20 protein-coding genes and 1 pseudogene are annotated in these 20,575 nt (G+C 72.0%); 10 read left to right on the forward strand and 11 right to left on the reverse strand.

Annotated features, from left to right (window positions below; genetic code table 11):
* Positions 1-307 precede the first annotated feature (307 nt).
* The 6 genes from DW297_RS06245 to DW297_RS06270 form a co-directional block, all read right to left on the reverse strand.
* The gene (locus DW297_RS06245) at positions 308-1,324 is read right to left on the reverse strand and encodes a hydroxyacid dehydrogenase (RefSeq protein ID WP_136030481.1); all 1,017 of its coding nucleotides are present in this window, start codon (positions 1,322-1,324) and stop codon (positions 308-310) included.
* Positions 1,321-2,406, reverse strand: a complete 1,086-nt coding sequence (locus DW297_RS06250; RefSeq protein WP_136030483.1) for a dihydrodipicolinate synthase family protein — start codon at positions 2,404-2,406, stop codon at positions 1,321-1,323. The genes DW297_RS06245 and DW297_RS06250 overlap by 4 nt, the downstream gene beginning before the upstream one ends.
* Positions 2,406-3,440 (reverse strand): NAD-dependent epimerase/dehydratase family protein, encoded by a 1,035-nt coding sequence (locus tag DW297_RS06255; protein ID WP_136030485.1) that lies wholly within the window; start codon positions 3,438-3,440, stop codon positions 2,406-2,408. The genes DW297_RS06250 and DW297_RS06255 overlap by 1 nt, the downstream gene beginning before the upstream one ends.
* Positions 3,441-3,459: 19 nt before the next feature.
* Positions 3,460-4,365 carry a carbohydrate ABC transporter permease gene (locus DW297_RS06260; protein ID WP_136030487.1) on the reverse strand — a complete coding sequence of 302 codons (906 nt, stop codon included), beginning with the start codon at positions 4,363-4,365 and terminating at the stop codon, positions 3,460-3,462.
* Complete coding sequence (locus DW297_RS06265; protein WP_136030489.1) at positions 4,362-5,267, reverse strand: carbohydrate ABC transporter permease; 906 nt, start codon at positions 5,265-5,267, stop codon at positions 4,362-4,364. Before DW297_RS06265 ends, DW297_RS06260 begins: the two co-directional genes overlap by 4 nt.
* 68 nt (positions 5,268-5,335) lie before the next feature.
* The gene (locus DW297_RS06270; RefSeq protein WP_136030491.1) at positions 5,336-6,577 is read right to left on the reverse strand and encodes an ABC transporter substrate-binding protein; all 1,242 of its coding nucleotides are present in this window, start codon (positions 6,575-6,577) and stop codon (positions 5,336-5,338) included.
* A gap of 188 nt (positions 6,578-6,765) precedes the next feature.
* Here DW297_RS06270 and DW297_RS06275 point away from each other — a divergent pair, with 188 nt between their 5' ends.
* The 4 genes from DW297_RS06275 (at position 6,766) to DW297_RS06290 (ending at position 11,067) form a co-directional block, all read left to right on the forward strand.
* On the forward strand, positions 6,766-7,935 hold the full coding sequence (locus tag DW297_RS06275) for an ROK family transcriptional regulator (RefSeq protein WP_136030493.1): 1,170 nt from the start codon (positions 6,766-6,768) through the stop codon (positions 7,933-7,935).
* On the forward strand, positions 7,932-8,978 hold the full coding sequence (locus tag DW297_RS06280; protein ID WP_136030495.1) for a Gfo/Idh/MocA family protein: 1,047 nt from the start codon (positions 7,932-7,934) through the stop codon (positions 8,976-8,978). The genes DW297_RS06275 and DW297_RS06280 overlap by 4 nt, the downstream gene beginning before the upstream one ends.
* Entirely contained in the window at positions 8,975-9,997 is a 1,023-nt protein-coding gene (locus DW297_RS06285; RefSeq protein WP_136030497.1) for a Gfo/Idh/MocA family protein, read from the forward strand. The genes DW297_RS06280 and DW297_RS06285 overlap by 4 nt, the downstream gene beginning before the upstream one ends.
* Before the next feature lie 275 nt (positions 9,998-10,272).
* Complete coding sequence (locus DW297_RS06290) at positions 10,273-11,067, forward strand: SDR family NAD(P)-dependent oxidoreductase (RefSeq protein WP_136030499.1); 795 nt, start codon at positions 10,273-10,275, stop codon at positions 11,065-11,067.
* A 52-nt stretch (positions 11,068-11,119) separates the two neighbouring features.
* On the opposite strand, the gene DW297_RS18840 is transcribed toward DW297_RS06290, so the two are convergent.
* Complete coding sequence (locus DW297_RS18840) at positions 11,120-11,290, reverse strand: hypothetical protein (protein WP_168442809.1); 171 nt, start codon at positions 11,288-11,290, stop codon at positions 11,120-11,122.
* 291 nt (positions 11,291-11,581) lie between these two features.
* Between DW297_RS18840 and DW297_RS06295 the strand changes: the two genes are divergently transcribed.
* Positions 11,582-12,586, forward strand: coding sequence for a magnesium and cobalt transport protein CorA (locus DW297_RS06295; RefSeq protein ID WP_136030501.1), 1,005 nt, complete (start codon positions 11,582-11,584; stop codon positions 12,584-12,586).
* Positions 12,587-12,650: 64 nt separating this feature from the next.
* A complete protein-coding gene (locus DW297_RS06300; protein ID WP_136030503.1) occupies positions 12,651-13,517 on the forward strand; it encodes an alpha/beta fold hydrolase in 867 nt (288 codons plus the stop codon).
* Positions 13,518-13,526: 9 nt separating this feature from the next.
* Here DW297_RS06300 and DW297_RS06305 read toward each other — a convergent pair whose 3' ends face one another.
* The gene (locus DW297_RS06305) at positions 13,527-14,054 is read right to left on the reverse strand and encodes a cytochrome C5 (RefSeq protein ID WP_136030505.1); all 528 of its coding nucleotides are present in this window, start codon (positions 14,052-14,054) and stop codon (positions 13,527-13,529) included.
* 54 nt (positions 14,055-14,108) lie between these two features.
* Between DW297_RS06305 and DW297_RS06310 the strand changes: the two genes are divergently transcribed.
* Positions 14,109-14,840 (forward strand): SGNH/GDSL hydrolase family protein, encoded by a 732-nt coding sequence (locus DW297_RS06310; RefSeq protein ID WP_136030507.1) that lies wholly within the window; start codon positions 14,109-14,111, stop codon positions 14,838-14,840.
* Between the two features lie 103 nt (positions 14,841-14,943).
* Here DW297_RS06310 and DW297_RS06315 read toward each other — a convergent pair whose 3' ends face one another.
* On the reverse strand, positions 14,944-15,981 hold the full coding sequence (locus tag DW297_RS06315) for a lactonase family protein (protein ID WP_136030509.1): 1,038 nt from the start codon (positions 15,979-15,981) through the stop codon (positions 14,944-14,946).
* A gap of 133 nt (positions 15,982-16,114) precedes the next feature.
* On the opposite strand from DW297_RS06315, the gene DW297_RS06320 reads away from it, so the two are divergent.
* From DW297_RS06320 to DW297_RS06330, 3 genes are read left to right on the forward strand one after another with little or no spacing between them, the layout of a single operon-like run.
* The gene (locus DW297_RS06320) at positions 16,115-16,855 is read left to right on the forward strand and encodes a Type 1 glutamine amidotransferase-like domain-containing protein (RefSeq protein ID WP_136030511.1); all 741 of its coding nucleotides are present in this window, start codon (positions 16,115-16,117) and stop codon (positions 16,853-16,855) included.
* Positions 16,856-16,885: 30 nt separating this feature from the next.
* A complete protein-coding gene (locus DW297_RS06325) occupies positions 16,886-18,241 on the forward strand; it encodes an anaerobic C4-dicarboxylate transporter family protein (RefSeq protein WP_136030513.1) in 1,356 nt (451 codons plus the stop codon).
* Between the two features lie 20 nt (positions 18,242-18,261).
* The gene (locus DW297_RS06330; protein WP_136030515.1) at positions 18,262-19,629 is read left to right on the forward strand and encodes a threonine/serine ThrE exporter family protein; all 1,368 of its coding nucleotides are present in this window, start codon (positions 18,262-18,264) and stop codon (positions 19,627-19,629) included.
* Positions 19,630-19,704: 75 nt separating this feature from the next.
* Here DW297_RS06330 and DW297_RS06335 read toward each other — a convergent pair whose 3' ends face one another.
* A complete protein-coding gene (locus DW297_RS06335; protein WP_136030517.1) occupies positions 19,705-20,301 on the reverse strand; it encodes a DUF305 domain-containing protein in 597 nt (198 codons plus the stop codon).
* Positions 20,302-20,374: 73 nt separating this feature from the next.
* A pseudogene (locus tag DW297_RS18845) lies at positions 20,375-20,575 on the reverse strand (DUF6153 family protein); the annotation flags it as partial.

Raw genomic sequence — 20,575 nt, forward strand, 5'->3', positions numbered from 1 at the left:
CGTGTCCGCATCGACGGAGAGCCGGTGACGCCGCGTGATCCCGGGTTCCGCCGCCGCGACACCGCCGAGCGCGGCGGCACCGAACCCGGCGAGCAGCATGCGCCTGCTGCGCAGCGCGGCGGTCTCGGTCATCTCCTGCTGGGTCATGCTCATCCTCCTTGCGGCGTCGTCGCCGCGGTCAGGCGTCCGGCCGTCCGGCCGAGCCGCGTCCTCCCTCGAGTCCCCCGACCCCAGCACCCCGGGCTCCCGCCCGGACGATCCACCCCGCGTCAGCCGGCGGGGTCGTCCCCGCGCGCGATCACCGCGGTCATGCCATCCACGCCAGCGCGGCGCGATCCACCGTGTGGGCGAGCGGTCGGCCCTCGAAGAACGCCGCGACCTCGTCCGCCACGATCCGGCCCTGCCGCAGCCGCCCCTCGTGGGTGCCGGCGGCGCGATGCGGCGTCACGAGCACCCCGGGGAGGGTGCGGAACGGGCTGTCGGCGCCGAACGGCTCCTCGTCGAACACGTCCACCGCGGCGCTCAGGCGGCCCGTGCGCACCTCGTCGATGAGCGCGGCCTCGTCCACCAGCCACGAGCGGGCCGTGTTCACCAGCCCCGCGCCGTCGGGCATCAGCGCGAGCTCCCGCCGACCGAGGAGGTGATGCGTCTCGGGCAGCGTCGGCGCGTGCACCGCGACGATGCGGGCGCGACGAAGCGCCTCGTCCAGCGGCACCAGCTCCGCACCGAGGGCGGCGGCCGCGGCGGCGTCGATCGTGGGATCCACCAGCAGCGGCTCCGCGCCCAGCGCCGAGATCAGCGGCAGGTACGCACGACCCGTCCGCGACGCGCCGATCACCGCGATGGGCGCCCCGAGGATCTCGTGCTGCGTGCCCACCGCGGCCGCGTCGTACCAGCCGCCCGCGCGCACCCCGTGCGACAGCTCGGGCAGCCGGTGCAGCAGCGCGAGCGTGAAGGCGAGCGACACCTCGGCGACCGGGCGGGCCATGGCGTCGCCCGCCTGGGTCACCGCGACGCCCCGGTCGAACAGCTCCCCGGTCGCGAACGCCTTGACGGACGCGCCCGTGTGCGCCACGAGCTCCAGCGCCGGAAGGCGCGCGAGCAGGGCGGGGTCGAACGGCGGGGCACCCCAGCTCGTGATCACGACCCGTGCCCCGCGCAGCTCGGCGGGGTCGAGGTCGTCGAGCGACTCGACCCGCACGAACCTCCCGCCCGCGGCGGCCGCGGCACGGTGCAGGCGCTCGAGGTCGGCGGGCGCGAAGAACTCCGCCGACAGCGCCTCCGGAACCGCCGCCACGACGACCGCGGGCGCCGCGGCGCTCATCGCAGCCAGTCCTCGAGGTGCGCGGCGATGAACGCGTCGTCGTTCAAAGCCGGGTAGGCGCGGCGCACCCGGGCGATCTCCTCCGCCTGCCCTGGCGAGAGCCCCTCGGCCGGATCGAGGCACCACGTTCCCTCGAGCAGGCCCTGCTGGCGCAGCATCTCGTGCACACCCGCGATCACGCCGTGGAAGTCGTTGCCCGGGTCGAAAACCGCCTGGTTCACATCGACCATGTCGGAGGCCAGCAGCCCCAGCTCGCGGTACGCCTCGGCGTCGCCGTCCATCGCCTGCCGCGCCCGCTCCAGCAGCGCGACGGCCGCCCGCGTGCCCACGGCCCACTGGCCGAGCAGCCCGCCGACGAAGCGCAGCGTGCGCGGGCCGGACGGCGAGTCCACGTGGAACTCGGACAGCAGGTCGGCGACGATCGCGTCGTCGTTTCCGGTGTACAGGGCGATGTCGTCGGCGCGACCGGACGCCGCCACCCCACGCACCAGCTCCAGCGTGCGGTAGCGGTCGAACGGCGCGGCCTTCACCGCGACCACGGAGGGGATCGACGCGAACTCGCGCCAGAAGTCACGGCCGAGCACGGGCCCGCCGATCGCGGTCTGCAGGTAGAAGCCCACCACGGGCAGCACCTCGCCGACGGCGCGGGCGCGTTCGAGCAGGGCACGCTCGTCGGCGCCCGCGACGCGGGGACTCACCAGCACGGCGTCGTACCCCAGCCCGCGCGCGAGCTCGGCCTCGGCCACCGCCTGCGCCGTGCCGCCCGCCACACCGGCGATGCGCACGACCTCGGCACCCGCGCGGGCGTCGAGCTCCTCCGCGGCGAGCGCGAGCACGGGCTCGAACAGGGCGTGCTCCGGGTCGCGGATCTCGAACTGGGTCGTGTGCACCCCCACCGCGACACCACCGGCACCCGCGTCGAGGTAGTAGCGCGTGAGGGCGCGCTGGCGGCGTTCGTCGAGCGTGCGGTCGGCCGTCAGGGCGAGCGGGTGCGCGGGGATCACGGCACCGCGCGCGAGCGTGGCCGCGGCCTCGGGTCGCAGCACCGGCACGGTCGCGGTGTCCGCGGACGACGACGACATCAGAACTTCCCGTCCCGCACGGCCCACTTGGTGGGCTTGGCGATCATCGGCAGGCCCGCGTCGATCCAGGAGGCCTGCATGCGGATCAGCTCCTCGGCCGACACGGACGGGTAGCCGAACAGGGCCATGCAGCGGCGGGCGTCGCTGAGCAGCGCGGTCGGCTGCGGCTCCTCGACGATCGTGACCTCGCGGTCGAACAGGGTGCCGAAGCCGCGGGCGACCGACTCCACGCTCAGCAGCTCCGGCCCGGTGAGGTTGATGACGAACGGATCGGTCGACGCGTGCACGAGGCTGCGCAGCACCACCTCGTTCGCGTAGCCCTGCCAGATCACGTTGACGTTGGCGGTGGCGACCGACACGGGCTCGCCCGCGTGCACGGCCGTGCCGATGTCGGCCAGCACCCCGTAGCGCAGGTCGACCGCGTAGTTCAGGCGGATGATGGCGACCTTCGTGCCGCGCTCCTGCGCACCGAACTCGAACACCCGCTCCCGTCCGAGGCACGACTGGGCGTACTCGCCGATCGGCGCCGGGGTCACGTCCTCCGACGCGCCGCCCGACGACGCGGGCACGAACGGGTACACGTTGCCGGTGGACAGCACGGCGATCGCGCTGTCGCGGTAGCGGCGGGCCACCCGGTCGGGCAGGGCGGCGTTGACCTCCCAAGCCCACGACGCGTTGGTCGCCGCACCGAACTTCGCGCCGACCATGAACACCACGTGGGGGGCGTCGGGAAGGGCGGAGAAGTCGTCGTTCTCGATCAGGTCGAACGGCACGACGGTCACGCCCGCGGCCTCCAGGCGCTCGCGGATCGCGGCGTCGCCGAAGCGCGAGACCGCGTACACGGCGTCGCCCTTCCGGCCGGCCGCGTCCATCCCGCGGCGCGCGAGCATCGCGAGCGTCGGGCCCATCTTGCCGCCGGCGCCGAGGATCACGAGGTCGCCCGATCCGCGTGCCAGGTCGGCCACGAGCGCGTCGCTCGGCGTGGCCAGGGCCTCTTCGAGCTCGGCCTCGGAGGCGAAGCTGTGCTGAGTCATGTGGTGCTTTCCCTTCTTCTCAGCCCTTGATCCCGGTGCCGGTCACGCCCTCCTGCACGTACCGCTGGGCGATCAGGTACGCGAGGAAGATGGGCAGCAGCGCCACGACGGAGCCGGCGAGCATGGTGCTGAGCGGCACGTTCTGCTGCTGCAGCGACGAGATGCCCACGGTGAGGGTGAACATCGAGTTCGACTTGGCGATGATGAGCGGCCACAGGAAGTCGTTCCAGTGCCACAGGAACACGAAGATGCCGAGGGTGGCGAGGATCGGCTTGCACAGCGGCAGCACGATCCGCAGGAAGATGCGGAACTCCCCCGCACCGTCGATCCGTGCCGCCTCGAACAGCTCGTCGGGCAGCCCCTGGATGAACTGCCGCATCAGGAACACGGCCTGCGCGTTCGCGAGCGTCGGCAGGATCAGGCCCCAGTAAGTGTCGATGCCGCCGAGGTTCGCCATCAGGATGAACGTCGGGATCAGCGTCACGTGGAACGGCACCATGACCATCGCCAGGAACGACCAGAACATGACCTCCTTGCCGCGGAAGCGCTTCTTGGCGAAGGCGTATCCGGCGAGCGCGGAGAGGAACAGCACGGCCACGACCGACACGAGCGAGTAGACGAGCGTGTTGAACAGCCAGCCGAGGATGTTCTGACCGCCGAGCACCTGCGCGTAGGAGTCGAACGAGATGTCCGTCCAGGGCAGCAGCGAGCCGGGCAGCTCGACGACCATGCCGGGCTTCAGGCTCAGCACGACCATCGCATAGAACGGGAAGAAGCTGAGGATGCCCGCGAGGCTCAGCCAGATCCACCGCACGACCACGCCCCAGCCGGTGGGCTCCAGCGCGCGGAACGAGCGGCGCTTGCGGGGCGCGGGCTGCGGGGTCGGCGCGGCGGTCTGCGTCGGGGGCTGCAGGAGAGCGGTCATTTCTGCTTTCCGATCACGAGGCGCTGGATGAGGGCGACCACGAGGGTCATGACGAACAGGGCGACGCCGACGGCGGCCGCGTAGCCGTAGTCGAAGTAGCGGAAGCCCTGGTCGTACAGCAGGTAGACGAGCGAGTAGCTGGCGTTCGCCGGACCACCCTGGGTCATCACGTAGATCACGTCGAACACCTGGAAGGCCGCGGTGGTCTCGATCACCGCGAGGAAGAAGAACGTGGGGCGCAGGTGCGGGAGGATGATCCACCGGAACCGCTGCCAGGCGTTCGCGCCGTCGACCAGCGCGGCCTCCTCCAGCTCGCGCGGCACGTCCTGCAGCGCCGCGATGAGGATCATCATCCCGTAGCCGAACCGCGACCACACGCCCACCACGACGATCGCGGGGATCACGAGCACGGTGCTGCCGAGCCACGAGCCGCCCAGCCCGAGCGGGGCCATCAGGGCCGACCAGGGGCCGTTCGCCGAGAAGATCCACACGAAGATCGAGCCGGCGAGCACCAGCGAGGTGATGACGGGCAGGAAGAAGATCGACCGGAAGAAGCGGGCGCCGCGGAAGGCCCGTCGCACGCCGAGGGCCATCACGGTCGACAGCACGAGCGCGATCGGCACCGCCAGCACCGTGTAGATGACGGTGGTGCCCAGCGCCCGCCAGAACAGCGGATCGGCGACCAGGCGCTGGAAGTGGTCGAGTCCGCGCCACGCGATCTCGCCGGAGATGTCGTAGTCGAAGAAGCTCAGCGCCACGCCCGCGATGCTCGGGCCGAAGCGGAAGGCGATGAACAGCAGGAAGGCGGGGAGCACGAACAGGAACGCTATGCGCGCTTCCCGCCGGGCGAGCACCCGGGCGACGCGCCCTGCGGGCTTGGGTGCCGTGGTGGCCGTCGTCATTGTCGTTTCCTCACGTCGGGGGCGGAGAGGAGGGGGCGTGCGGCGGGTGTCCGCACGCCCCCGTCGCCTCACTTCTGCAGCAGCGGGGCTGCGGCGGCCGCGGCGTCCTTCAGGGCGTCGGCGGGCGACTTCTGGCCGAGCAGGGCGGCCTGGATCTCGGGCGACAGCACGCCCATCAGGGCGCGGGAGCTGGCGTCGAGCTGACCGACGGTGGTGTCGGGCACGTACTTCTCGACCTCGCCGAGCAGCGGGTCGTCGGCGTACAGCGGCTCGGTCGTGCTGAGCGCAGAGAAGTAGCCGGCGGCGGTCAGGTACGGCTCGACCACGTCGGCGCCGGTGGCGTACTCGGCGAACGCGGCGGCGGCGTCCTTCGCCTTCGAGCCCTTGAGCACCGAGAGCGAACCGACGGTGCCGTACGCGACGGACTCCTTGTCGCTGAGCGGCGCGAGCACCTTCACGTTCTCCTCGCCCCAGAACGGCGCGACCTCGGTGACCGCGTTGTTCCAGGTGCAGGCGACCTTGCCCTGCGCGATCGCGGTCTGCTCGAGCGGCACGTTGGTGGTGAGCGCCTCGGGGTCGAGCGCGCCCTCCTCTGCCAGGTCGGTGAGGAAGGTGAGCGCCTTCTCGCCGGCCTTGCTGTCGAAGCCGACCTCGCCGTCCTCGGTGTAGACCTCGCCGCCCGCCTGCCACAGCAGCGGGTAGTAGGTGAGGTTGAGGGTGTTCTCGGCGGACGCCGGGTAGTTCAGGGCGTACATGCCCTTCTCCACGAACGCGGGTGCCATCTCGGCGACGTCGTCCCAGGTCTCGGGGTACTCGGTCACGCCGGCGGCCTCGAACGCGGCGGCGTTGCAGATGAGCGGCTGGGCGCTGGTGAGGATGGGGGCGCCGAGGATGTCGCCGCCGATGGTGACGGACTCCTTGACGTTGGGCAGCAGGTCGTCCTGACGCTCCGTGCTGAGCAGGTCGTTCAGCGGAGCGATCGACTTCTGGTAGGCGGCGAGCTGGTCGGGGATGAGGTAGACGACGTCGGGACCCTTGCCGGCCGCGATCGCGGTCTGGAGGGCCTCGTCGCGGTTGGCCCACGGGAAGATCTCGTAGGAGACGTTGACGTTCTCGTTCTCCTTCTCGAACGCCTCGATGGTCGAGTCCCAGAAGTCCTTGTGCACCGCCTCGTCGGCGATGACCGGGTAGAGCCAGACCGTGATGTCCTGCTCGCCCTCTGCGGTGGTGCCTCCGCCGGCCGAACATCCGGCCAACAGGGTGGCGGCCGCGACTCCCGCGACGACGCCGGTGATCTTGCTGACGCGCATGGTGCTCCTTTGCGTAAACCGTGCTGAGTACGGTTCATTATGACATTGGGCTGGGATAATTCGTCAAGTACAAGTTCTCAGACGCTTGTTTCCAGCGTGTTTCTCGATCGTCAACGACAAAACACGATGTGAGAACCGGGTGTGCTAATTTGATCGCACCAACGACGGGGACGAAGGAGGCACCGCACATGGGCGTGACGAGTCCGCTGTCGATCGTGGCGCGCTGCGCCCTCCAGCTGCGCGACACGGGACCGGCGACCGTGAGCGATCTGTCCCGCTCGCTGGAGGTCTCCCGCACCTCGGTCGAGAACGCCGTGACCGTGCTCAGCGACTCCGGGCTGCTGGTCGACGCGCCCGCGCAGAACGGCGGAGGGGCCGGACGACCCGCCCGCCGATACGCGTTCCACGCCGCCGCCGGCACCGTCGTGGGCGTCGACATCGGCGTCGCGAGCGTCCGGGTCGTGCTGTCCGACCTCGCCGGAGCGGTCGTCGCCCAGCGCACCTACCCCGGCGTCTCGGCGCAGACCGACGGGGCCGCCAAGCTCGCCGCCGTCATCTCCCACATCCGCGGCACCCTCGCCGACACCGGAATCCCCGCGTCGCAGGTGCGCGCCGTCGGCGTCTCCCTCCCCGGGCTCGTCGACGACGCCGGCCGCGTGACCACCTCGGTCGTCATCCCCGAGTGGTCGGGCATCGACATCGGATCGCAGCTGCGGCACGCGTTCGGGTGCCCGGTCGCCGTCGACAACGGCGTGCGTCTCGCCGCGGTCGCGGAACACCACCTCGGGGTCGCGCAGCTCGTCGACGACGTGATCTACCTGTCGGTCGGCAACCGCATCGCGATGGGCCTCATCCTCGGCGGACGCCCCCGCCGCGGCATCCACAACGCGGCGGGCGACATCGGACGCCTGGCCTTCCGCGGACTCAACAGCGAGACCGGGCAGATCCCCTGGCGCACGGCCCCCACCGCCGCAGAGGTGTTCGCCCTCGCGCGGGAGGGCGACCCCGGGGCACGCGAGGAGCTCGACGCGTTCATCGACGAGCTCGCGCACGGCATCGCCACGCTGATCCTCACGGTCGATCCCGCCATGGTCGTCATCGGCGGCGGACTCTCGGCGGCGCACGAGCAGCTGCTCGACCCGCTGCGGGCCGCACTCCCCGGGCACCTCGGGCTGCCGTTCCAGGTGCCGGTCGCCGAGGCGCGACTGGGCGCGGAAGCCGCCGCGCACGGTGCGGTCGTGCACGCGTTCCAGCGGCACCCCGCCGAGATCTCCGGCATCGACGACATGCCCGCCCCGCCCATCACCCCCCTGCCGCACGAGCCGGTCACCGGCGACGACACCGAGGAGAAGCAGTGAGCACGTTGACAGTCGGACTCATCGGCGCGGGCGGCATCTCCCGCGTGCACGCCGACGCGTGGCGGGCGCTGGGCGTGCGGGGTTACGTGACCTCGCTCGACGGTGCCGAGGAGATCGCCGCGGAGTACGGCTTCGAGCTGGTCGCCGACGTCGACGCGCTGATCGAACTGGTCGACCTGGTCGACATCGTCACGCCCAGCAGCACCCACGCCGACTTCGCGCTGCGCGCCATCGCCCGCGGTCGCGACGTGATCTGCGAGAAGCCGCTCGCCGCGACCGCCGAGGCCGCCGCAGAGGTGACCGCTGCCGCCGCTCGCGCCGGTGTCCGACTGTTCCCCGCGCACGTCGTGCGGTACATGGGCGAGTACGCGCAGATCAAGGCGGGCATCGAGGCCGGGCACGTGGGCGAGCTCGCGGTGCAGCGGTTCAGCCGTGCGGGCTCCGCGCCGCAGACTGGGTGGTTCTTCTCCGAGCGGGCGGGCGGCGGCGTGATCCGCGACCTCATGATCCACGACATCGACCAGGCGCTGTGGTTCGCCGGTCCGGTCGCCAGCGTCTACGCCGTGCAGAACCCGCCGACGGTGGACGACCGCGTGCCCGCGCCCGTGACCGCGCACGTCGTGCTCACCCACCGCAACGGGGTGCTCAGTCACCTGCACGCGAGCTGGGTGCAGCCCGGCATGCCGTTCCGCACGAGCGTCGAGGTCGCGGGATCGGCGGGCCGTCTGCGGTACGACAGCGCCGAGGACCACACCCTCCGCACCGACGCCGTGGTGCCCGAGGGCGACGCCGACTACCTGCCGCCGATGTCGCCCGAGGAGAGCCCGTACTACGCCGAGATCGCCGACTTCGTGGCCGCCATCCGCGAGGGCCGTGCGGCGCGCGTCGCCCCCGCCGACGGGATCGCCGCGGTCGCGGTCGCCGAGGCCGCCTACGCCTCCATCGCCTCGGGCTCCGCGGTCGCCCTCCCCGGGGAGGGTGCCGCGGCCGACTCCACCGCTCCCGATCCCGCCGCGCCCGCCACCGAGGAGGCCACCCGATGACCGCCCCCGCCCCGCTGCGCATCGCCGTCCTGTCCTTCGCGCACACGCACGCCCTCAGCTATGTGCACGCGCTGAAGGAGATGCCCGGCGTCGAGCTCATCGCGACCGACCCCGACGGCGCGGCCGCGCCCGACGACGCTCCCCGCGGCGCCGAGCTCGCCGCCGAGCTGGGCGTGGCCTACGTCGACACGTACGACGAGGCCTTCGCGTGGAAGCCGGACGCCGTCGTGATCGCGGCCGAGAACTCCCGGCACCGCGCCCTCGTCGAGCGTGCTGCGGCGGCGGGCGTGAACGTGCTGTGCGAGAAGCCGCTGGCCACCACGGTCGAGGATGCGATCGCCATGCGCGACGCGTGCGAGACCGCGGGTGTGCTGCTCATGGTCGCCTATCCCGTGCGGTTCTCCCCCGCGGTGCGCGACGCGATCGCCGAACTGCGCAGCGGACGACTCGGGCGCATCCTCGGCGTGACCGGCATCAACAACGGCAAGCTCCCGCAGGACAGGGCCTGGTTCACCGACCCCGAGCTCGCGGGCGGCGGCGCGCTCGTCGACCACGTCGTCCACTGCGCCGACCTGCTCGACGAGCTGCTCGGCGAGCGAGCGGCGTCCGTGCGCGCCGTGTCGAACCGGGTGCTGCACGCGCAGCGCGAGCTGTCGGTGGAGACGGGCGGGCTCGTCACGATCCAGTACCCGGGCGGCGTGGTCGCCACGATCGACTGCTCCTGGAGCTGGCCGATGAGCTCGGCCACGTGGGGCGGCCTCACGCTGCAGGTCGTCGCCGAGCGCGGCACCGTCACCGTGAGCCCGTTCGCGAAGGGCGTCGCCGGGCACGACGCGCACGGCGAGACCTGGAGCCCGGTCGGCGCCGACCTCGACGCGCTGCTGCTGGAGGAGTTCGTGCGTGCCGTGCGCGACGGCCGTCAGCCGCAGCCCGACGCCGGGGTGGGCATCCGCACGGTCGAGATCGTGAAGGCCGCGCAGGCCTCCGCCGCCCGCGACGGCGAGGTCGTGCACCTCTAGCCGGCGCCCACCCGCTCGATGCGGGCTCAGAATCGCGCCTTCAGGGCACCGCACACGCACCTTTTCGACGCTGGCACCACCGCGGCGGGCCCACCCGCTCGACGCGGGATCGAAACCGTCCCCGCGGAGCCCGCCCCCGGCACCTTTTCGATCCCGGCACACGGCTCACGCCCGCGGCACCCGGCACCACGGCCCATGCCCGCGGGATGGCGGGCGCGGGCATGGATGGAGGCGCGGTGGTGTTGCAGCAGACAGCACCGACACGGAGGAGCAGCATGCGCATCGACCTGACCGGAAAGACCGCCCTCGTCACGGGCTCCACCCAGGGCATCGGCCGCGCCATCGCCACGGCCCTCGCCGACGCCGGAGCCCGCGTGGCGGTCAACGGCCGCAGCGCCGACACGGTCGCGGCGGTGGTCGCCGAGCTGCGGGAGGAGAATCCCGAGCGGAGCCTGGTGCCCGCGCCGGGCGACGTCACCACCGACGACGGCGCCGCGGCGGTGCTCGACGCCACGGGCGACGTGGACGTGCTGGTGAACAACCTCGGGATCTTCGGCGCGACCCCGGCACTCGACATCTCCGACGACGAATGGCGCCGCTACTTCGAGGTGAACGTGCTCGCCGCCGTGCGACTCATCCGGGCGACGCTGCCGGGCATGATGCAGCGCGGCTGGGGGCGGGTGCTCGACATCGCCAGCGACTCCGCCGTCGTGATCCCCGCGGAGATGATCCACTACGGCATGTCGAAGACGGCGCTGCTGGCGGTGTCGCGCGGCTTCGCGAAGGAGGCGGCGGGCACCGGCGTCACGGTGAACTCGGTGCTCGCGGGGCCCACCCACACGGGCGGCGTGGAGGACTTCGTGTACTCCCTCGTCGACCCGGACCTGCCGTGGGACGAGGCGCAGCGCGAGTTCATGCGCCTGCACCGCCCGCAGTCGCTGCTGCAGCGGCTGATCGAGCCGGAGGAGATCGCGAACATGGTCGCCTATCTCGCCTCGCCGCTCGCCTCGGCCACGACCGGCGCGGCGGTGCGGGTCGACGGCGGCTACATCGACGCGATCGTCCCGTAGTCGGCCGCGGCGAGCGGCCCCGATCGGGCTCCGCCGCGACCGGGTCGCCAGGTCAGGGCGCGAAGACGGTCAGATCGCCGGCTGCGTAGTAGTTCTGCGTCATGGCGTCAATGCGCACGAGGTAGCGCTGGCGCTTCTCATCGAACGACACCACGGTGCCCACGGTGCCGCTCATGGGCGATCCGGTGATCTGCACCATGTCTCCGATGGCGAACTCGTTCATGTGTCTCCCTGTCCGGACGATCGACCACTGCCGCGCCCCCGTCCAGGTTCCGGGAGTATGCTGGCACGTCGGGTCGTGTGACCCCCGAGAGTCCGGAAGGCGGTGATGGCGATGTCCGACGATAGTAACGACGCCGCCCTCGCTGCGTCGCGACTCCCTGCGCTCTCGCGTTGACCTCCCGGTCCGCGTCCGCACGTCCTGTTCCGCAGCCGTCGGCGGCGTCTCCCGCCCCCTGACGAATCCGCGCACGGAGCCTCCGCTGCCGTGCGCTCGCGAGAACGGAGCCGCATCATGGCGCTCATCGACAACGGCGTGTACGTCCACGGACGTCGCGTGGAGACCCCGAGGAACCTGGACGAGACCTACCGCATGCTCGACGCGGCGGGCGGCATCGCCTGGATCGGCCTCTACCGCCCCAGCCCGGCGGAGGTCGAGTCCGTCGCGCGCGAGTTCGACCTGCATCCCCTCGCCGTGGAGGACGCGCTCTCCGGGCATCAGCGCTCGAAGGTGGAGCGCTACGGCGACACCCTGTTCGCGGTGCTGCGCCCGGCCCGCTACCGCGACAAGGAGGAGTCGATCGAGTTCGGCGAGCTGCACCTGTTCGTCGGACCCGACTTCGTGGTGACCATCCGGCACGCCGAGTCGCCCAACCTCGCCGCCGTGCGCTCCCGCATGGAGGCGAACCCGGAGCTGCTGGCGATGGGACCGGAGGCCGTGCTGTACGCGATCCTCGACGAGGTGGTCGACGGCTACGAGCCGATCGTCGCCGGTCTGCTCAACGACATCGACGAGATCGAGGACCAGCTGTTCGGCGACGGCGCGGACGACAGCGCACTGTCCCGCCGCATCTACGAGCTGTCCCGCGAGGTGATCAACTTCCAGCGCGCCGTGCACCCCCTCAGCGGGATGCTGGAGTGGCTCCGCCGCGGGTCGGAGAAGTACCGCATCGACGAGGAGCTGCAGCGGTCGCTGCGCGACGTGCTCGACCACACGATCCGCGTCAACGAGCGGGTGGACTCGTTCCGCGCGATCCTGGAGAACGCCCTCACGGTGCACTCGGCGCTGGTCGCGCGGCGGCAGACCGAGGCGGGCCTGGCGCAGAACGACGAAATCAAGAAGATCTCCTCCTGGGCCGCGATCATCTTCGCCCCCACGCTCGTCGGCACGGTGTACGGCATGAACTTCGACGTGATGCCCGAGCTGCACTGGGCGTTCGGGTACCCGATGGCGATCGGAGCGATGGCGGCGTTCGCGGTGGGCCTGTACGGGGTGTTCAAGTACAAGAAGTGGCTGTGACCGCCCCTGGTGGAACGTCCGTGACGGCACGTACGATCCACGGGGACGCGCGAAGGAGATCGACATGACGCAGCACACCCTGGAACTGCCCGACGTGGATCTCGTGTACGACGTGCACGGCCCGTTGCCCACGGCCGACGGGCGGCGTCCGCTGGTCATGATCGGCCAGCCGATGGACGCCAGCGGGTTCCAGGCCCAGGTGGCGCTCTTCCCCGACCGCACCGTCATCACGTACGACCCGCGCGGCCTGGGGCGCAGCGTGCGGCACGACGGGGGCGTCACCAACGAGCCGGAGACGCAGGCGGAAGACGTGCACGCGCTGATCGAGGCGCTCGGCGCCGGACCGGTCGACCTGTTCGCGAGCAGCGGCGGCGCGGTGACGGCGCTCGCCCTGGTCACCGCCCACCCGCACGACGTGGCCACCCTGGTCGCGCACGAGCCGCCGATCGATGCGGTGCTGCCCGACGCCGAGGCCGCCCGCCGCGCCAGGGCCGCCTACACCCGCGCGTATCAGGACCGCGGCTGGGGCGCCGGCATGGCGGGCTTCCTGGCGATGACCTCGTGGGAGGGCGAGTTCACCGAGGAGTTCCTCGCGCAGCCGCTGCCCGACCCCGCCGCCTTCGGGATGCCCGCCGACGACGACGGATCCCGCGACGATCCGCTGCTGTCGGAGCGGTCGTGGGCGGTCGTCGACTACACGCCCGACATCGCGGCGCTACAGGCGGCACCGACGCGGATCGTGGTGGCGGTGGGCGAGGAGTCGCTGACGGGGTACACCGGACGGACCGCGCTCGCGCTGGCCGAACGGCTGGGCCAGCAGGCGACCGTCTTCCCCAGCCACCACGGCGGCTTCCTGGGCGGGGAGTCCGGCTATGCGGGCCAGCCCGAGGCGTTCGCCGCCACGCTCCGTGAGGTGCTCGACGCGGAATGACGAGGGCGCTCAGTCCTCGTCGGAGCGGCTGATCTCGTCGAGGAGGTCGTCAAGGGTGTCGAACTCCATCGTCTCGGAGCCGTCGAGCGCACGCACCTCGACGCCGTCGACCTCCAACTCCTCGTCGAGCTGCACCAGGATGCGCGACTCCGGGAACTGCTTCGGAGCGACGAACGCGAGCAGCACGGCATCGGCGAACACCACGACCGACGTGGCCTCCAGGTCGTCGCGCAGATCGATCTGCTCGACCACGGGTTCGTCGTCCACCGCGTCGTCGATGTCCGACGCGACCTCGTCGACGATCGCCCGCCACCGCGACTCGTTCACCGACAGCACGCGCTCCAGCGTGGCGACCAGCGCGTCATCGTCGACCTCGTCGTGCTCGTCGAGCTCCGGATCGACGTTCACCGAGACCGTGGCGCCCGCCGCGTCGATCCCGGCGCGGCCGTACACCAGACCGTTCTCCGCGACGGGGTCGTCGAGCAGACCGGAGTCGGCGATGCGGGCGAGGAGACGGTCGAGCGCAGACGAGGTCATCCGTCCAGTCTCCCGCATCCGGGGTCGCCGTGGTCGGCCGATAGGCTCGGAGCCGTGCCGAACGCCGAATCCCCCGCCCCCGCTTCCGCCACCGCCGACCTCCAGCGCCTCACCGCCGCGCTGGCCGATCCGGCGCCGCTGAACTGGCTGATCACGGGCGACTCGATCACCCACGGGCTGGTGCACACGCAGGGCGGACGCAGCTACCCCGAGCACCTGCACGAGCTCATCCGCGGCGAGCTCGCCCGCGTGCGCGACATCGTGATCAACTCGGCGATCAGCGGCAACCGCATCGCCGACATCCTCGACGACTGGGACCGCCGCGTCGCCTCCTGGAACCCCGACGTGGTGACCCTCATGATCGGCACGAACGATGTGTCGACCGGCGGCGAGCGCCCCGTGCTCTCGGCCGCCGAGTATGCGGAGTCGCTGCGGGAGTTCGTGCGGCGTGCGCGCGACCTCGACGCAGTCGTGGTGCTGCAGACGCCGCCCGCGGTGGACGGCCTCAACGCCCCGGAGCGGTCGCGGATCGCCGAGTTCGCCGAGGCCGTGCGGCGCGTCGCCGCGGCGGAGGACGTGCTCCTGGTCGACCAGTACGCCCGCTACGCCGAGCTGGGGAACGGCGGGGTGCCGTGGGGCCTGATGGGCGACCCGTTCCACCCGAACGCGGCCGGGCACGCGGCGCTCGCACTCGAACTCGCGCGCACCCTCGGCCTGACGCCCGCGGGCAGCCGCACCCTGCCGCTGCTCGAAGCGCAGGTCGGCGCCGCCCGCCTCAACGCCTGACCCCGCCGCGCGGAACCGCCTGACCCCGAGCCCGCGGGCAGCCGCCCGAGCCACCGGAACCGCTGGCGCCCCGAGCTGCCCGAGCGCTGACCGCAACGTCGACTCAGCTCCGCGGCGGCAGCGGCTCGATCCAGATCGCGCCGGGCACCCGGGTCTCCGCGGCGACCTCGGCCGTGGGCACCCCGTCGCGCAGGCGCAGCGCCACGACCGCGCCGTCGGCGGAGTGCACCGCCAGCAGGTGCCGGCCGGTGAGCACGAGATGTTCCGGCCGGGAGCCGCCGCCGGGCACCTCGGACACGCGCACCAGGCGGTCGCCGTCGATCCGGGCGGTCAGGATCGTGTCGGCGCCGCGGTTCGCGACGTGCACCAGGCCGCGCACGGGATCGTGCACCACCGTGCTGGGCGCGTTCGACCCGCCGGAGCCGTGCGCGGTCGCAGGCAGCACGTCGAGCACGCGGCGCTCGGTGACCGAGGCCAGCACGAGCGTCGAGCCCAGCTCGCCCGAGAGCGCGACCCGTCCGCCGCCGAGGTCGGCCACGTGCCGGGGTCCCGTGCCCGCGGGGAGCTCCAGCGGCGCCCGCTCGGCGAGGGTCGTCGGGTCGAGGATGCGCAGCACGTCCGCGCCGAGGTCGGTCACGCCGATGCCGGCGGCGAGCGCGAGGGCGTCGTGGGCGTGCGGGCCGTCCTGTCGTTCGGGGTCGGGCCCACCGCCGGTGAACGCGACCACTCGGGCGGCCGCGGCGAAGCCGCCGTCCCGGTCGAGGTCGACCACCCCGAGCGCCCCGTTCCCGTACCCGGGGATCAGCAGGCGCCGCGAAGCCGCGTCGAACCGCACCCGGCACGGCAGCTCCACCCCCGGCAGGGCGAGGCTCTGCCGCACGACCCAGTCGGCCGCGCCGTCGCCGGGCCCGCGCGTGAGCCGATGCACCGCGCCCTCGGGGGTGAGGCCCGCGGCGTACAGGGAGCCGGACGGGTGTGCGGCGAGCGCGAACGGCCGGTCGAGCGCGACCGCGGCGTCGCGCGCCTCCCACCGTTCGGTCTCGGGATGCCAGACCAGCGTCCACAGCGCCGGGCGCTCGGACATCGCGCACACCGCGAACTCGCTCGATGCCACCGTGGGCCCTCCCGCCGTCGTCGACACGTCCCCTCCCACTATGGCGTGCGCCGACGGCCGCACCGTCCCTCACGTCGAGCGGGTGAGGAGCGCTGGACGCGCCGGGTCCCTCACCACTATGTTGACGCCTGAGAGCAGCCGTCGAACCGGGGGGTCACCGATGTCACACGTTGTCGCAACCGGAGCCGGGAAGGCCATGATGGAGCGCCGGAACGATCCGACGCACGACTACATCCTGAGACTCACCGGCAAGGACAGACCGCGGGTGCTGTTCGTCGGCACCGCGACGGGCGACGACACCGCCTACATCGTGAGCTTCTACTCCACGTACGACTCCGACCGGTGCGCGCCGCACCACCTGCCGCTGTTCCACCGTGCGGTCGACGACCTCGCCGGGTTCGTGAAGGGCTTCGACGTGATCCACGTGGGCGGCGGCAACACCGCCAACATGCTCGACGTGTGGAAGCGGCAGGGACTCGACGAGATCATGCGCGAGATGTGGGAGGACCCGGCGTCGAACGTGGTGTTCACCGGCGGCAGCGCGGGCGGGATCTGCTGGTTCGAGGGCGGCACGACCGACAGCTACGGCCCCACGCTGCAGGTGCTGCCGGAGGGCCTGGGCTTCCTGCACGGCAGCTTCTGCCCGCACTACGACGCCGAGGACCAGCGCCGGCCGCTGTTCCACGCCTCCCTGCTCAGCGGGGAGCTGTCGACCGGCTACGCGGTGGGCAACCTCCAGTCGCTGCACTTCGAGAACTCCGAGTTCGTGACGGCGATCAGCCCGGTCGACGACCCCCTCGCCCTGCGGGTGGAAGCGGTGGACGGGCAGATCGTCGAGACCGAGCTGCCCGTGCAGGTGCTCACCGGCACCGGGCCCATCGCCACCGGACCCTCCTCCTGACCGGGCCATCCTGATGATCGGGGCATCGTCATGAACGACAACGTCTTCCTCCTCATCGCCCAGCTGATCGTCGTCGTCCTGGCGATCTTCATGGGCACCCGCACCAGCGGGATCGGCCTGGGCGTGTGGGGCCTCGTCGGCGTCGCCGTGCTGGTGTTCGTCTTCGGCGAGGCGCCGGGCAACGCCCCCGTCGACGCGGTGTTCATCGTCATCACCGTGATCACGGCCGCCTCGACCATGCAGGCCGCCGGAGGCATCGACTGGATGGTGTCCGTCGCGGCGAAGGTCATCCGCAAACGCCCCAAGTCGGTGGTGTTCCTCGCCCCCGCGATGTCGTTCCTGTTCACGGTCGGCGCGGGAACGGGCAACATCTTCTATCCGCTGCTGCCGGTGATCTACGACGTGTCGTACCAGCAGAAGATCCGTCCGGAGCGGGCGCTGGCGGTCTCGGCCGTGGCCTCGCAGGTCGGCATCCTGTGCTCCCCCGTGTCGGCTGCGACCGCCTCGATGGTGGTGCTGCTCGCGCCGCAGGGCGTGGACCTCGGCGGGCTGCTGCTCATCATGTGGCCGGCCTCCATCGCGGGACTCCTCGTCGCCGCGCTCGTGATGATGCGCCACGGCAAGGACCTGGAGGACGACCCGGAGTACCAGAAGCGCCTGGCGGACGGGCAGATCAAGCCGCCGGTCGTCGACGCGCACGAGAAGACGCTGCCGAAGACCGCGGTGCTCTCCGCATCGCTGTTCCTCGCGGGCGTCGCGGTGATCGTGTTCTTCGGCCTGTTCGAGAATCTGCGACCGGTGATCGGCACCGATGACGGTGGCGACCCCGTGCGTCTGAGCGTGACCGTCATCATCGAGGTCACCATGGGCATCATCGCCGCCCTCATCTTCGTGTTCTGCAAGGTGAAGGCGGCCGACGTGCCCAAGCAGCCCACGTTCCCCGCCGGCATCGTCGGTGCCATCGCCCTGTTCGGCATCGCGTGGCTGGCGAACACCTTCGTCGCCGCGAACCAGACGCTCATCGTCGACGGACTCGGCTCCGTGGTGTCGGGGTCGTCGGCGTTCCTGGGCGCGCTGCTGTTCGCGCTGGCGCTGTTCGCGGTCGCGATGCTCACCACGAGCCAGTCGAGCGCGACGAACGCGATCGTGCCGATCGGCATCACGATCGGGCTGCCCGCCCCGCTGCTGGTGGGCCTGTGGCCGGCGACCATGGGCATCTACACGCTGCCCGCCAACGGCAGCCAGGTCGCCACGGTCGCGTTCGACCAGACCGGCACGACCAAGATGGGCAAGTTCGTGGTCGACCACTCGTTCCAGCTGCCGAACCTGGTCTACGTCGGCACCGCGATCGTGGTCGGCGTCGCCCTGTCGTTCCTGTTCGCGTGACATGACCGCGGTGGGGTGACATGACCGACGTCGTCGACCGGTCGGCGCTGCGCCAGTTCCTGCTCGGGCTGGCGCAGGGGATGAACGCCTCGGCGGAGTCGGTCGACCGCATCCGCGACACGATCGCCGAGGTGGCGCGCGCGTCCGGCGGCGACGACACCGACTTCGTGGTGCTGCCGACGATCATCATCGTGGAGACGGGCGACGAGGAGGAGGAGCGCGTCGCCATCCGTTCCGCGACCAACGCGTCGTTCCGCTTCGACCAGATCGCGGCACTGTACGAGCTGATCGCGCAGGCCCGCACCGGCGCGGTCGCGCCGCGCGACGGCATCCGGCGGCTCAACGAGATCGGCGCGATGCGACCGCGCCTCGGCTGGTTCACGCGCACGCTCGGGCACGCGATCCTCACCACCGGGCTCGCCCTGCTGCTCGCCCCCACCTGGCAGGGCGCGACCGTCGCGTTCGTGCTCGGTTTCGGGATCGGGCTGCTCAAGCTCGTGCGCTCGCCCACGCTGCAGCTCATCATGCCGATCGCGGCGGCGTTCGTGTGCGCGACCGCGGTGTTCCTGCTCGCGGAGGCCGTGGAGGTCGGCGACCCGATCCGCGTGCTGATCGCCCCGCTGGTCACGTTCCTTCCGGGCGGGGTGCTGACCACCGCGACGGTCGAGCTCGCCGCCGGCCAGATGATCTCCGGGGCGTCGCGGCTGGTCTACGGGTTCGTGCAGCTCGCACTGCTGGCGTTCGGCATCCTCGCCGCGGGTGCCGTGGTGGGGGTGTCGTCCGACTCGTACGAGCCGCTCGACGCCTCCTCGTTCCTGCCGTGGTGGGTGCCGCTGCTGGGGATCCTCGTGTTCGCGCTGGGCAACTACCTCCATTTCTCGGCGCCGCCGTCGACCTTCGGATGGGTGCTGCTCGCGCTCGTGGTCGCCTACGTGGGCCAGTGGGCGGGCACCGAGTTCATCGATCCGGCCGTGGGCGGCTTCGTCGGCGCGCTCGCGGTGACCCCGGTGGTGTTCTGGATCGCGGGGCTGCGGCACGGGGCGCCCTCGCAGCTGACGTTCCTGCCGGCGTTCTGGCTGCTCGTGCCGGGGGCGGCCGGACTGGTCGGACTGACCGAGGCGTTCGCGACCGACAACGGCCTGGCCGACTTCGCCGCCGCCCTCGTGTCGGTCATGTCGATCGCGCTGGGCGTGCTGATCGGCACGGCCCTGTACCGCGTGGTGCACCACGGCGCCGAGGAGTTCGTGCAGTTCGCGGTGGCTCCGCCGCCCGCTCCCGACGACACCCCCGCCCCCACGCTGTGGCAGCGGCTCGCGCACCCGCTGCGACGTGTGGCGCGCCGCGTCGGGAGGGCCGAGCGGACTCCGCCGCGCCCGGATCAGCGATAGCCCTCGCGGCGATGTCCGGCGGCGGGGGAAGGGGTGAGCCCCGCGCCGCGCGAGGGCGACGCGGGGCTCTCGGCGTCAGAGGCTCGCGAGGATGTCCTTCATCTCCGCGATCTCGGCCGTCTGGGCGTCGACGATGTCCTGCGCGAGCGCCACGGCATCGGCGTTCTCGCCGTCCGCGAGCTGCACCTCCGCCATCTCCACCGCGCCCTCGTGGTGCACGATCATCTGCTCCAGGAACAGCCGCGACGCCTCGGGCCCGGTCGCGGCCTCGAGCGCGGCGAGGTCGTCGTCGCTCATCATGCCGTCGCCGTGGTCCATGGCGCCGGCGTCGGCCGCGTCGACACCCCAGTCGTCGAGCCAGCCCTGCAGCTGCTCGATCTCGGGCCCCTGCGCGGCCGTGATGCGTTCGGCGAGGTCGACCACGCGCGGGTCGACGCCGTCCTTCGCGAGCACGATGTCGGACATCTCGACCGCCTGCTGGTGGTGCACGATCATCATCGACGCGAACATCGCATCCGCGTCGTTCGCCCCGGCGGCCGGGGCGTCACTCGGGGAGTGGTCCATGCCGGAGTGGTCGGCGGGGCCCGCAGGCTCGCTCGACGCGCAGCCGGCGAGCGCGAGCGACCCCGCGATCACGAGGGCGGCCGCGGTACGTGTGGTTCGATTCTTCATGGGTCTCTCTTCTCGGTCTTCTCGATCGGATGGGCGAACGCGGTCGCGGTCGCCCCGGGCGCACGACGGCGCCTCAGGTCCGACTGATGCAGAGCACGTGAAGAGACGGAGGTCGCGGGATCGGCAGGGTGCCGCGCGCGCGGAGGACGACCGTGGCCGCCGGTGCCGCGAGGGCCGGGGACTCCCGGTGGCGCAGGAGCAGGAGGAGCCCGCCGAGCAGGGCCAGCACGCACGCGGCGGCGCCGTCCGCTCCGCCGGCCGACGGCGCGGCGAG

This window comes from Microbacterium sp. PF5 (assembly GCF_004794315.1).
GTDB classification, from domain to species: domain Bacteria; phylum Actinomycetota; class Actinomycetes; order Actinomycetales; family Microbacteriaceae; genus Microbacterium; species Microbacterium sufflavum.

Excerpts from the sequence above, each read along its gene's own strand:
- DW297_RS06245 (WP_136030481.1), bottom strand. The coding sequence starts at position 1,324 with ATGAGCGCCGCGGCGCCCGCGGTCGTCGTGGCGGCGGTTCCGGAGGCG.
- DW297_RS06250 (WP_136030483.1), bottom strand. The coding sequence starts at position 2,406 with ATGTCGTCGTCGTCCGCGGACACCGCGACCGTGCCGGTGCTGCGACCC.
- DW297_RS06255 (WP_136030485.1), bottom strand. The coding sequence starts at position 3,440 with ATGACTCAGCACAGCTTCGCCTCCGAGGCCGAGCTCGAAGAGGCCCTG.
- DW297_RS06260 (WP_136030487.1), bottom strand. The coding sequence starts at position 4,365 with ATGACCGCTCTCCTGCAGCCCCCGACGCAGACCGCCGCGCCGACCCCG.
- DW297_RS06265 (WP_136030489.1), bottom strand. The coding sequence starts at position 5,267 with ATGACGACGGCCACCACGGCACCCAAGCCCGCAGGGCGCGTCGCCCGG.
- DW297_RS06270 (WP_136030491.1), bottom strand. The coding sequence starts at position 6,577 with ATGCGCGTCAGCAAGATCACCGGCGTCGTCGCGGGAGTCGCGGCCGCC.
- DW297_RS06275 (WP_136030493.1), top strand. The coding sequence starts at position 6,766 with ATGGGCGTGACGAGTCCGCTGTCGATCGTGGCGCGCTGCGCCCTCCAG.
- DW297_RS06285 (WP_136030497.1), top strand. The coding sequence starts at position 8,975 with ATGACCGCCCCCGCCCCGCTGCGCATCGCCGTCCTGTCCTTCGCGCAC.
- DW297_RS06290 (WP_136030499.1), top strand. The coding sequence starts at position 10,273 with ATGCGCATCGACCTGACCGGAAAGACCGCCCTCGTCACGGGCTCCACC.
- DW297_RS18840 (WP_168442809.1), bottom strand. The coding sequence starts at position 11,290 with ATGAACGAGTTCGCCATCGGAGACATGGTGCAGATCACCGGATCGCCC.
- DW297_RS06295 (WP_136030501.1), top strand. The coding sequence starts at position 11,582 with ATGGCGCTCATCGACAACGGCGTGTACGTCCACGGACGTCGCGTGGAG.
- DW297_RS06300 (WP_136030503.1), top strand. The coding sequence starts at position 12,651 with ATGACGCAGCACACCCTGGAACTGCCCGACGTGGATCTCGTGTACGAC.
- DW297_RS06305 (WP_136030505.1), bottom strand. The coding sequence starts at position 14,054 with ATGACCTCGTCTGCGCTCGACCGTCTCCTCGCCCGCATCGCCGACTCC.
- DW297_RS06320 (WP_136030511.1), top strand. The coding sequence starts at position 16,115 with ATGTCACACGTTGTCGCAACCGGAGCCGGGAAGGCCATGATGGAGCGC.
- DW297_RS06325 (WP_136030513.1), top strand. The coding sequence starts at position 16,886 with ATGAACGACAACGTCTTCCTCCTCATCGCCCAGCTGATCGTCGTCGTC.
- DW297_RS06330 (WP_136030515.1), top strand. The coding sequence starts at position 18,262 with ATGACCGACGTCGTCGACCGGTCGGCGCTGCGCCAGTTCCTGCTCGGG.
- DW297_RS06335 (WP_136030517.1), bottom strand. The coding sequence starts at position 20,301 with ATGAAGAATCGAACCACACGTACCGCGGCCGCCCTCGTGATCGCGGGG.